This window comes from Methylomagnum ishizawai (genome assembly GCF_019670005.1).
Classification (GTDB): domain Bacteria; phylum Pseudomonadota; class Gammaproteobacteria; order Methylococcales; family Methylococcaceae; genus Methylomagnum; species Methylomagnum ishizawai.
Genome location: NZ_AP019783.1, coordinates 3991596 through 4003986 on the forward strand (window position 1 = coordinate 3991596; position 12391 = coordinate 4003986).

Below are 12391 nucleotides of genomic sequence, written 5' to 3' on the forward strand. Positions count from 1 at the left end.
GTTTCAAGCGGTTTCCCAGTCCGCGCGGGACAACCGATAAAGACGATGCCGCCGGAGGGGCGAGCCTTCCGCCACCTTGGGATGGTCGAAACCACCGGCTTCCGCCATCCCCAGCCGCCGCATGACCCGCCGGGAACGGAGGTTCGTTTCGGCGGTGAAAGCCACGATGTCCGGCAAATCCAGCGTCCCGAACCCGAAAGCCACCGCCGCCCGCGCCGCTTCGGTGGCGTAACCCCGGCCCCAATGCCGGAACGCCAACCGCCAACCGACCTCCACGCAGGGCGGGAACGGCAGCCCATCCGGCGTGTGCAGGCCGACCATGCCGATGAATCCGCCGCCGTCCTGGCGCTCGACGGCCCAGAAACCCCAGCCCCGCGCTTCGATCAAGGCTTGGCAGCGATCGGCCAGGGCGTCGCTTTCGGCGCGGGACAGCGGGGCGGGGAAGTATTCCATGACCTTGGGATCGGCGTTCAAGGCGGCGAAGGGAACGCGGTCGGCGGGAAGCCAGGGGCGGAGGTGGAGGCGTGGGGTTTCGAGGTGGATGGGATGGGTCATGGTTGGCACATGGACTATATATCCATCGACAAATGCCAGCGGATTCCGTGCGCTTGGCAAGCCAATAGCATACGCTCGATTTGCTGTAATTCCTCCAAAACATCCGCCTGTCCGGCCACAATCCCTGGGTTAGCCTGCAAATAGGCCATCAGCGCGGTTATGGTTTGCAATCCCGCCTCGGGGGCGAACCAGCGTTCCGCCAACATGGCCGGGTCTATCTCCATGTCGTCGAAAGCGTCCCCATCCCACAAATCGCGGGGATCGTCGCCCATGAATTCCAACAGCGGTTGGATACCCAAGCGGCCATAGACGTTTTTCTCGAAATGATCGTCGGCTTTGGCAAGGCATTTGCCGCCGAAATCATCGATATCCAGGCCGTCGATTTTTGTTTCCGTCGATAGGTAGTAGGCGACGCTCATAGTTATACCGATTCTGGGTTGAGTATATAGATTAAATCTGAATGAATTGGAGAGGAACATAATTTATGGATAGCACTCTTTCAAGCCCCCGATATCAGATCTATTAGCTATTTGCTTATCAGACATCATGCTCAACGTGAATTTAACTCCACCGTAGCGTAGTGCTTCGTTGCTATCTGGATAAGTTCTCGCAGAATACTTTATATTAGATACATTTAGAACATCGTAAAGCATAGGAAACTGGCTTGATTTCGCTCTGAGTTCATGATATATCGAAAGAGCGCGCAAAAGAGCTAATTCATGATTCATAACACCATGATTATTTTCCATGTGAATCCTTGTGGGCTGTCCATTTATATCAACATCATCACCCGAAATAGAGACAACTCCGTATTCGTATCTATATCTCGTAACCGGATTTTTTCTGTAATTGTCAGCCGCACCTTCAAAAGTTGATCTAATAATACTTATATTAGTATACATAAGTCTTCCATAAATACATTTTGCCTTACTAACAAATTCATCAAGTATCTTATCCAAACAAGCCCTCTGTATTATTTTATCAGCCTTGTATTCACTTCTTTCGAAGTTTACTTGCGCATCTATTTTTATCTTGGTATCAAACGCTATAGAAAATTGATTTCGGCCATCTCTTACATCGACCAAACTGGCACTTACCGTTTCGCCTCCAGCTTGGCAAGACGGTTGCCTAATGCTTTGAGCCAATATTTTTTGCGCTAGGATTTCAGAGCCATGGGGTGCTATTATACTTTCACCTTGAGCCGCCAAAGACTCAAACCGCATTTTTATCCCTTCAATATCTATTTTTAACGCTTCGATTTCTTTGATGAGCACTTTAAAACCATCCCTATCAGAACTACCTATTTTTACCTTGAGATTGCTTAAATCCTTATCAATTTCCGAAAGATGGACATTAATCGATTGCATAGCCTTATCCAACTCATCCAGCCTAGCTTCGGTAATTTTTTCATCGCCTGCATCACCATTTCTATCACCAGCACCGCCATCACGACTAGTATCTACAATTTGGTTTTTGGATTGCTTAATATGCATTTCAAATGAATTTAGTTCGCCTAGCGTTTTATCTAAATTCTGCCTCAAAGCGGATAACTCTAATTGCCACTCAGTACTATTTTTAGAGCCAACGACAAACTGAGCAATAAACACAAAAATCAAGGCAACCATCAATGTCAAGATCAAAGCCATAATCATTTTGCTGTTTTTCGGCCCTATACTTAACCCGCCAACTCCATCCTCCGATGACTGCGCACGATGTAATTTCGAGAGATATTCGACCACCGATTTAATCAGCTTCAAAAGAGCATTCATAACAACCTCCATAATTAACACGAAGATGCGCCTCCCGGCGAACACCGGAAATTAACTTCAGCCCTATCCTACAAAGAACGAGCCGTATAAAACTAAAGTCTCACCCCAATTTCCCTCTTCCGAATAATACACCGCCTAATTCCGCAAATAATTCTGCCAAACCCAATCGACATACGCCGCATAACGCCCTCCATGGCTCTAAACCTTGAACAGAGACACACACAGGGCATCGCCGCCGCTGGCGAAATCAGCCCCGCTGGAATGGTCCGCATGGCGCTTTCCCCAAGATAGGGACCATATGGTGTTTTCAGTGACATGTAGGTAATTTCTGTCTCCGTTATTGTCGGATCATAGCGCACCGATCCATGACAACGAAAGAAAAAATGATAATTCCTGTCTATTTTGGCTTTATCCCGCATCGTTTGGAAACATACGGCGCATCCGCGCCGGGCTGTTTCTCGTAGATGGTGGACATGGATACCCACCCGGCCCGGTCCCACTCCCACGATGAACCCAAGCCCTCCCCTCCCCCTCTGCTACAATTCCCCCCTTCGCCACCCCTAAGCCCTTGGAGGATCAGACCTTGCCCGACTTCGTCCCCGGACAACGCTGGATCAGCGAAACCGAACCCGAATTGGGACTCGGCATCGTGCTTGCCGTCGAACACAGCCGCGTCACGATGCTCTTCATCGCCAGCAGCGAACGGCGCACCTACGCCGCCAACAACGCCCCGCTCACCCGCGTCCGCTTCAACCCCGGCGAAACCGTGGAAAGCGTCGATGGCTGGAAAATGAAGGTGGAGGCGGTGCGGGAACGACAGGGCATCCTCACCTACGAGGGCACCGACGAGGACGGCGCGCCGGCCCGCCTCGAAGAAATGGAACTCAACCATTTCCTGCAATTCAACAAGCCGCAGGACCGCCTGTTCACCGGCCAGTTGGACAGTTCCGCCACTTTCCGCCTGCGCCACGCAACCCTGAACCTGCTGGGCCGCCTGGAACAATCGGAAGTGCGGGGCCTGTGCGGCGGACGCACCAGCGCCATCCCCCACCAGCTCTATATCGCCCACGAAGTCGCCCGCCGCGCCGCCCCCCGCGTCCTGCTGGCCGACGAGGTGGGCTTGGGCAAGACCATCGAAGCCGGCCTCATCATGCACCATCAATTGCTGGTGGGCCGGGCCGAGCGGGTGCTGATCCTGGTGCCGGAACCCTTGCTGCATCAATGGCTGGTGGAAATGCGGCGGCGCTTCAACCTGCGCTTCAGCCTGTTCGACGAGGAGCGCTACGACGAAACCGGCGAGGACAATCCGTTCCAAACCGAGCAGTTGGTACTGTGCAGCCTGGATTTCCTGGCCAACGATCCGCGCCACCGGGCGCACGCCCTGGCGGCGGGCTGGGATTTGTGCGTGGTGGACGAGGCCCATCATCTCGAATGGTCGGAGGAAACAGCCAGCCCCGAATACACCTTCGTCGAGGCGCTGGGCCAGGTCTCGCCCGGCCTGTTGCTGCTGACCGCCACCCCGGAACAACTCGGCAAGCAAAGCCATTTCGCCCGGCTCAGGCTGCTGGACCCCGACCGTTTCTATAGCTACGAGCGCTTCCTGGAAGAAGAGCGCGAATACGAGGCGCTGGCCGATGTCATCAACCACCTGCTGGACGACCCGGAGCTCGACCTCAGCACCCTGGCCCGGCTCCAAGCCCTCATCACCCAGGATTTGGCCGAGGAAACCTTCGCCCGGCTCGGCCAGCCGGAAACGGCGGCACAAGCCCGCCAGGATTTGATCCAATTGCTGCTCGACCGCCACGGCACGGGCCGCATCCTGTTCCGCAACACCCGCGCCACGGTGCAGGGCTTCCCGGCCCGCGAACTCCTGGGCCACGCCCTGCCCCTGCCCGCGGCCTACCGCGGCCTGCCCGGCACCGACCCCGCCGCGTTCCTGCACCCGGAAACCCTGTTTCCGCAAGACGCGGGCGATTGGTGGAAACAAGACCCCAGGGTGTCCTGGTTGACCCGGACCTTGAAACAGCTGCGCCCGGCCAAGGTGCTGGTGATCTGCGCGAAGGCCCAGACCGCCATCGACCTGGAGGAAGCCCTGCGCGTGGCCGGGATCAAGGCGGCGGCGTTCCACGAAGGCTTGAGCATCGTCGCCCGCGACCGGGCGGCGGCGTGGTTCGCCGATTCGGAGGATGGGGCGCAGGTGTTGGTATGTTCGGAAATCGGCAGCGAGGGCCGCAATTTCCAGTTCGCCCACCATCTGGCCCTGTTCGACCTGCCCTTGAACCCGGATTTGTTGGAACAGCGTATCGGCCGCCTGGACCGCATCGGCCAAGCGGACACCATCCGCATCCATGCCGCCTATTTCGAGGGCGGTGCCCAAAACCTGCTGTTCCGCTGGTATCACGAGGGCTTGAACGCCTTCGCCCAGCCCAATCCGGCCGCGCCCGCCGTGTTCGCCCGGTTGCGCGGGGAATTGACCGACCTGCTGCTGCGCCCCGACCCGGCGCGTGAAAACGCGCTCATCGCCGATGCCGCCCACCTGTCCGCCGCGATCCAACAAGCCCTGCACCAAGGCCGCGACCGTTTGCTGGAACTCAACTCCTGCCGCAACGAGGAAGCCGGACGGCTGGTGGCCCTGGTCCAGGCCGAGGATGCCGACGACAAGCTCTGGCCCTATCTGGAACAGGTGTTCGATGTCTACGGGGTGAATGTCGAGGAACACTCGGAGGATTGCCACATCCTCCAACAAGGCGAGCATCTCCGCACCCAGTTCCCGGAATTGACCGAGGACGGGGCCACCGTCACCTTGAACCGGAGCATCGGCCTGGCCCGCGAGGACATGCTGTTCCTGACCTGGGAACACCCGATGGTGCGCGGGGCGATGGACTTGATCGTCAACGGCGGCCAGGGCAACGCCGCCCTCAGCGTGGTGCGCCATCCCGACCTCGACCCAGGGCAGCTCTTGGTCGAAGCCTTCTACCTGGTCGATTGCACCGCGCCCAAGCGCCTCAGGATCGGGCGCTATTTCCCGCCCACCTTGCTGCGCTTCCTCTACGACCAGACCGGCGACAATCTCGGCGTCCTGCCCTTCGACAGCCTGATCGACCAGCCGCGCCAATTCGACCGCGAGCAGGCGGTGGAACTGATCCGGGGCCAGCGCAAGCTCATCACCCAACTCCTGGCCCTGGCCGAGCGCGAGGCCAAGGCCAAGCTCCCCCACCTCGTCGCCGAGAGCGCCAAGCGCATGGTCGATGCGGAAACCCGCGAACTCAAGCGCATGGTGGCCCTGAAGCGGGTGAACCCGAACGTCCGCAAGGAAGAACTGGAGCGGATCAAGGAAGAAGCTTTGGAAATGAACGCCTGCATCCAGGCGGCGAATTTGCGCTTGGACGCGGTGCGGGTGATTATAACGGCCTAGCCATCGCCCGCCATGGCTATACCCCCCCGTTGCCGGGATTATCCCTGGAATGCCGGTTCCGCCGGAAGGCGACAAAATCAATCGGATACCCTAGTTTGCTTTGGAGAATGGTGAACCTATGCCTTTGTTCATGCTGGAGAAAAAGTTGGTCTTATTTATCCATGTGCCCAAAGCCGGGGGGTCGTCGATAGAGCATTTCCTGGCACCGCATTATGTTGGGTTGATGGATACCTCTTATCCGGGAGGATTGCCTTGCTCCCCACAACATTTCCATGCCGCGCTGCTTTCCATCGTCCTGAAAAACTCCCCCATCGATTATAAATTCATGGTTGTCAGGCATCCTCTGCGGAGGCTGGAAAGTGAATACAAGTTCAGGAAAAAACACTTCGGCGATGTCAAGAATATGGATTTCGAGGCATGGGTCGCCCACGCTCTGGAAACCTACCTAAAAAACCCCTACCACCTCGACAACCATCTACGGCCAATGACCGAGTTCATCCTGCCAAATACCCAAGTCTACAAACTTGAGGATGGTTTGGAACGGCTACGCGACGACCTCCATTCGAGATACCCCACCGCCATCGCCAAGGAAAAAGCGATCCCGCACGCCCATGAAACCGGAACCGAAGAGCGGTGTGGCATCGCGAGCAAGGAAGTCGCCGACCTTGTTTATGGCTTCTACAAGGAGGATTTCGAGCGCTGGTATCCAGACGATCACAAACTTCCAGCCCTTTAGGGATTCTTAGGCCGGGCTTAACACGCTATCGGACCGCCTACACCATAGGCACGACCAGGGTCATCGGGGATATTATGAGATTAGTGAGTCACTGCATATTCAATCAGGATTATAAGTTCCTTCCAGAATGGATTGCATTCTATGAAGTGACGGGTTGGGACAAGGTTATACTTTCATTTTCCGGCGAGGACCGGCGGCATCTCGAACCGTTGACTCCATGGATCGGGTCGGGCTTTGTCGATGTGCTGGATGGCTCGCCTTTTTCGGGCAGCGATATCCCCGCCTGGGCGGCCTATCAGATCAACCAGCAGCAACAGGCCATCGATTATGCCAAGGCCCAAGGATATGACTGGCTGGCGCTCTTGGATAGCGACGAGTACCTATTAACCCTGGAATCGATGGATATCAAGGAGACGCTAAAATCCTACAACGACCCAGATATAGGGGCTATCGGGGTTAACTGGTTCGGCTTCGGCACCTCGGATATCTATGAGATTCCGGCCAACCAATGCATGTTGGAAACCTTGATCAAATGCGCCGGACCCGATAAACACATTAAAAGCCTGGTCAAGGTGTCGGCGGTCGCCAGCGCGCTCACCCAGCATTATGTCAAGCTCAAGCCCGGTTTCCGCTATGTGGATGAAACCAAGGCCGATTTCCACGGGGCGTTCGTCGATCCCCCAAAATGCAAGAAGCTGCGCATCAACCATTATTTGAATTTCGACGGGAAGGCTTTCGACGAAATGAAGCGTCCCAGATATAAAGCCATAGGGTATAGCGACCAGGATTTGGATAGCAGGCGGAACTGGGCGAACCGCAACGAGAACCTGGATATCCAGAAATTCGTGCCCGCTTTGCGGAAACGGCTGGGCCATGTTGGGCAAACAACGGCACATCACCGCCCTCCCCGAACAGCGGAGGCCGGTACCCAGGGTTCTACAAGTCCGGGAGGCCAGGTTCCGCCCAAACAACCCAAGGTCGCCGTCACGACCATAGCCCCCCCATCCGAGCCTTATCTGTCGGAAATCTTCGATCTATTCACGACCTTGCGGCATTTCGGCGGGACGATGGCGAACAGTCCGGCCATCGCCTATTTCCTGGGGCCGATCCCGGAAAAAAACGCCGCGGTCCTTTCAAGCCTGGATGTGAGGGTCGAAATCGTCGAACCGCTCGATATAGGATGCCCACAGGCGAATAAGCTGCTGGCCATCGGACCGCATCCGGGGGTGGATTACACGCTAGCCTTGGACACGGACGTGGTCGTCGCCGGGGATTTTTCAAAAAGCATCCGTGGCAATTCGGTCCTCGCGAAAATAGCCGACCAAAACCCTTTGCCCCTCGGCGTATGGAAGCGATTGTTCAAGACGTTCGGGGCACCCTTCCCGCCGGCCCGCTTCCTGACCTCCTTCGGCGCCGCCGAGACCCTGCCCTATTTCAATACCGCCGTCCTGGCCGTCCCCAGCGGCTTGGCGCAATCCCTGGTCGAAGCGTGGCACAGCGCGATCCTCAACCTGCCCGGCTGTCGCGCACAGGTTCCCGACATCGAGCAATACCCCTTCCTGGTGCACCAATTCGCCCTGCCCATCGCCTTGTCCATGGCCGGGCTCAGCTACCGGGCATTGCCCACCGAATTGAATTTCCCCACCAATGGGGTGATCCACAACAGCTTCGCCCCCAATGCCTGCAAACCGCTTTTGATCCGCCATAACCACCGCAGGGATGGCGCAGGACAGATATATCCCTGCCCGTACAAACGGGCCAACGAAGCCATCGACCGCATAAACGCCTTCTTCCAGGAGCGGGGCGGTCCGGCCGCCCGGTGAAGCTATTCCCTGGCGAAGGCGCACAAGCGCTCCATGAGCGAACCCGGCCCTGGTGGCGTATCGAACTTGTGGGTCAGCTTGAAAACCGGAGAGGGAGGGGAGGCCAGGAGCCGCTCTATTTCTGGCGGTGGTTCCTGCAATAACCGAGCGCTACGGGGGCCATGAGTAAAAAGGTAATTGGATGCGATCTGGGGCGTGCCATCCCATAGCTCCTGGAAACGGGGGTCGGCAGCATGGAGTTTGGTGAAGAGCAAATGGACCCAGAAGTAGTTATCGCGGCGGGCGCGGCCGTTCCAGTAGCGTCGAGCGGCATTCCTCCACTGTTCGATGATATACCCTCCTTTCTCGGCCCCCAGGAACCACGTCGCTATCATACGGCCATGGCTGCGGTCGTGACCGGGCAGGGCGAAAGCAAAAAAACCGTTGGGCATGGCTTGCGGGAGCCACTCGTCGAGGGGCCGGGCGCAGAGGGTGGTCGCGTCGGCCCAGACCCCGCCGTGCTGGTGTAAAAGTTCCAAGCGGATTTGGTCGCTCATAGCCTCCGGCTGTTTCGGCGTAGAAAAGACACGCTTGGAGCCTTCGGGGGACAGGAAATCCACCACATTAGCTTGGTCCAGCGCGTGGACTTGCCAACCTGGATTACGCTTTTCCCAACTCGCACGCCCAGCCCAAGCAACTTCCGGGGCTTGGTCCCATCCCTGTAACCAAAGCAACCATATGATCCGTGATAAACGACCCTGGCTCACGCTTTCATTCATTTTTTCACCTGCATACAGGGTTTGATAAGTGGTATCTACGTATATTTATACATGGTGGAAACACCCAACCCAGATAGGTAGATAATATTTTCTACTGAAGACCCAGGCTCTCCGAGCGGACAATCCTTATCGAGCGGATTCAACGCACGGACAAAGGAACCCAAGCCAACCAGTGCAAATATAACAACCCCCTTAAAGTGGCGTTCTTACCCGCCCCGGCCGGTCCGCACCATCAGTCGCCGCCTTCCACGTTTGCCAGCGGATACCAGCGCTCGAAATCCTCCCGGTACAGCCCATGCACCAGGTCGCAGACCTTTTTGGAAGGCGCTTCGCCCGGCTCGCCATCCTTATCGATCACATTGACCGCTGGAAATCGCCAGGCCGCGTCGATGGCGGCGGGATACCTTTGCACCAAGGTATCGCGCAAGGCCGCTAGCCCCTCCTCCAGTTTGAAGACTTCCGTGCCCGGCAACAGGAATTCGCTCATCGGCCGCAAGTGGTTGTCCAGGTGGAAACGGTTCTTGCGGTAGGCCGCGACCGCCCGCTCGACCCATTCATCGAAATCCACATCCTTGGCATCCTTGAAATGCCTTTTCCTGAACTTGTATTCGCTCCTCAACCGGTCCCAGGGATTCCTCACCACCATGAAGACATAATCCAAGGGCGCGTCTTTCAAGGCGGTGGCCAGCATGGCCGCGTGGAAATGCTGGGGAGAACAGGGCAAATGGCCCCGGAATCCCCGGTCCAGCAAACCCAGGTAATGTTTGGAAAGGTATTCCTCCACCGAAGTGCCTCCCGCCTTGGGCACATGGATGAACAAAACCAGTTTGTTCTCTAGCAAATATAAGGGCATGGCCTATGTCACCTTGATCGGGTCGTTTTAGCAGTCCGCCGCGGCCCGCCTGGCCCCGGCCACGAAATCGCGCATCCTGAACATTTCCGCCAGCGCCGCCGAGAACTCCCCCGGCGCGATGTTGAAAGCCTTTTGGACGCCCTCGCCATGGTTCAGCACGGGTCCGCCATCCTCCGGCAAGACGAACCCCACCGCGTGCCCGAACGAGTCCGCGATAGCCTGTTGCACGCCGTTGATCCAGTTCAGGGCCAGCACCGCCGTACCCGGCCTGCTGTAGATCGCGTTGTGCAGGCCCGAGCCGTATTCCCCGACGATGATTTCGGCGTTCCGGTACAGGGCCGCTTGCTCGGGGATGGGCAATGCCTCCGGCCTGACGATGGCCAAGCCGTGCCCACGGGCGATTTCCTCGATTTCCGGGCCGTTCGCCATCCGCCGGTAGGACTTGGAGAACGCGCCCCTGGAAACGAAGATTTCCCTGGGGAACCGCTTATCCACCCGCCCGGCCTGCGCTTCCGCGTAGCTTTGCATCTGCCGCACCCGCTCTGGATGGTATTTGTAGCCTGGGTCTATGCTCGGCAACAGGAAATCCCCCCGGTAGCGGATGCCGGGTTCGATGAACACGATTTCGGCCTCCGGCAGGATGGCTTTGACATAGCCCATGAAGAACCCGGCCCGGTTGCGCTCGAGCAGGAGCGGTGCCCGCCAACCCTGGGCGTATAATTCCTTGATGGTGAAGAGCTTGGGCACGGCTTCGGTGAGGAAATGGCCGAAGTTGTTGCAGTTGCCGTGGTAGAAGACGAAGCAGGGTTCGGATAGCGTGATTTCATGGATACCGTGCAACACCGCCTCGATATCCTTCTTGAGCCAAATACCATCCTCGTAGATTTTCTTGAGATAGCCCGGATAGACGGCGGGATCGAAAAACAACGTCCCGCCCTGGGCGACCACCATCATCCCGGCCAAGCAGGCATCCTGGACCTCCACCAGCCGGACCGGCGGGATGGCCAGCTTGGCGAGATGCTTCGCCGCTTCCATGACCTGCGCGGGGTAGTCCCTGGAAAACGCCATCAGCCGCCCCGCGCCAAGAACGGCACCGGGTCCGGGATGGACGGGGCAGGCCCGCAGTCCTTGCCCGCCCCAGGGTTCCAATCGGAATCCCGCATCGGAAGCGCCTCGTCCGCTGGCAATATTGGTCCTCAGCCACGCCAACCCCGCCCGGGTCTTTTCGTGGAACCTGAGAATCGCGTCGTCCTCGACTTCGTTGAAGTCATGACGGGCAAACTCCTCATCGCGCCGGATAAAGCCCGTGCTGTCCATGGGATGGTCCGCTTTTCCCTTGAGCCTTTTCAGATCCCACTCCCCCCTGGACTTCGTGAAGTAGTGATTGACCTGCGCCACGGCGAGGGTTCCGGTCTGGGCGTAGGGTCCGGACAGGGGCCGGCGCAATTCATCCACGGCCGGCCTTTCCCGCATGGCGTGGGCATAAATGCGAACCTCCCCGATATAATCGGCCCGGGCGATGCTTTTCACCAGCTTCGCCCCGACGGCGCGGCATTTGCGGAAGCGCTCCATGACCAAGCCCGGCGTCCATTGCTTCAGGCCCGACGATCCGAACAAGCGCCAGCACAGCCCCAGGGCGGTGACATCGGGATATTCCCGGAGCATGGCGGGGATATCCGGGTGGTGGAGCGGCACGATGAACTCATCCAGGTCGACGACCGCAATCCATTCGGCCTGTTCCCTCAATCGCGCGACGCCCTCGGCATAGGCTTCTTTCTGCGGGTTTGCCGGATGGGCCGACGTGGGCCAGGGGACGTGTTCGACCAGGCCCAGGTCGGCCAGGCGTCCCAGCATCTCGGTGGTGCCGTCGTCGCTGTCGTTGTCGAAGATCAGGAAATGCTCGACCCCGGCCGCCCGGTGGTAGGCCACCCATTCGTGGAGATAGGGCGCCTCGTTCTTGGCGATGGCCAGCAGGGCCAGATAATACCGCTTGGGGCGCTCGACGATCCGCACCGGCGCGACATAATCCTCGCCGACGTCGATGACCAAGGTCTCTTGCGCGATCCGCGTGCCGTCCAGCGTGACCAGTTCGACCCGGTGGGACTCCGCATCGACGAAGCGCTTGGGAATGCCCAGCGAGTACCCATGCCTGCCGTCGCCGATCTTCATCTCGGCGAGCCGCCGCCGCCGGATATTGGCCAGACCTTCCGCGGCCACCTCGCCATCGATCAGCAAGCGCAATCCCACGAATTCGGAAGGCCGCGCCGCGTTCCAGACCCACCCGGTCAGATACCCGTCCCTAACGCCGCCATACTCTCCGGCGAAGGCCGTCCCATACTCTTCTACTGGCATGTCATCTTCGCTCGATTTGATTTGATTGGATTACCATTATTGAGGAACCCCGGACGGCAGCCGGGAATGCCCGGTTACCCACCTAGTATAATAATCTTGGCCTGGATCGACCCGAACCCTGGGGACGGCG

The 12391-nt window shown here is 58.1% G+C and carries 9 protein-coding genes; 3 read left to right on the top strand and 6 right to left on the bottom strand.

Annotated elements, in window-relative coordinates; all coding sequences use genetic code 11:
* Window positions 1-3: 3 nt before the first annotated feature.
* From K5658_RS17985 to K5658_RS17995, 3 genes are all read right to left on the bottom strand, one after another.
* A complete protein-coding gene (locus K5658_RS17985; RefSeq protein WP_221064466.1) occupies window positions 4-555 on the bottom strand; it encodes a GNAT family N-acetyltransferase in 552 nt (183 codons plus the stop codon).
* Between the two features lie 14 nt (window positions 556-569).
* Window positions 570-974 (bottom strand): hypothetical protein, encoded by a 405-nt coding sequence (locus K5658_RS17990; RefSeq protein ID WP_221064467.1) that lies wholly within the window; start codon window positions 972-974, stop codon window positions 570-572.
* Between the two features lie 63 nt (window positions 975-1037).
* On the bottom strand, window positions 1038-2324 hold the full coding sequence (locus K5658_RS17995; protein ID WP_221064468.1) for a hypothetical protein: 1287 nt from the start codon (window positions 2322-2324) through the stop codon (window positions 1038-1040).
* 583 nt (window positions 2325-2907) lie between these two features.
* On the opposite strand from K5658_RS17995, the gene rapA reads away from it, so the two are divergent.
* From rapA to K5658_RS18010, 3 genes are all read left to right on the top strand, one after another.
* Window positions 2908-5739 (top strand): RNA polymerase-associated protein RapA, encoded by a 2832-nt coding sequence (gene rapA, locus K5658_RS18000; protein ID WP_221064469.1) that lies wholly within the window; start codon window positions 2908-2910, stop codon window positions 5737-5739.
* 118 nt (window positions 5740-5857) lie between these two features.
* The gene (locus K5658_RS18005) at window positions 5858-6475 is read left to right on the top strand and encodes a sulfotransferase family 2 domain-containing protein (RefSeq protein WP_221064470.1); all 618 of its coding nucleotides are present in this window, start codon (window positions 5858-5860) and stop codon (window positions 6473-6475) included.
* A 209-nt stretch (window positions 6476-6684) separates the two neighbouring features.
* A complete protein-coding gene (locus tag K5658_RS18010; RefSeq protein WP_221064471.1) occupies window positions 6685-8298 on the top strand; it encodes a hypothetical protein in 1614 nt (537 codons plus the stop codon).
* Window positions 8299-8300: 2 nt separating this feature from the next.
* On the opposite strand, the gene K5658_RS18015 is transcribed toward K5658_RS18010, so the two are convergent.
* From K5658_RS18015 to K5658_RS18025, 3 genes are all read right to left on the bottom strand, one after another.
* A complete protein-coding gene (locus K5658_RS18015; protein WP_221064472.1) occupies window positions 8301-9056 on the bottom strand; it encodes a capsular polysaccharide synthesis protein in 756 nt (251 codons plus the stop codon).
* A 232-nt stretch (window positions 9057-9288) separates the two neighbouring features.
* Window positions 9289-9909, bottom strand: a complete 621-nt coding sequence (locus K5658_RS18020; protein ID WP_221064473.1) for a sulfotransferase family 2 domain-containing protein — start codon at window positions 9907-9909, stop codon at window positions 9289-9291.
* Window positions 9910-9936: 27 nt separating this feature from the next.
* On the bottom strand, window positions 9937-12261 hold the full coding sequence (locus tag K5658_RS18025; RefSeq protein WP_221064474.1) for a glycosyltransferase family 2 protein: 2325 nt from the start codon (window positions 12259-12261) through the stop codon (window positions 9937-9939).
* Window positions 12262-12391: the final 130 nt, after the last annotated feature.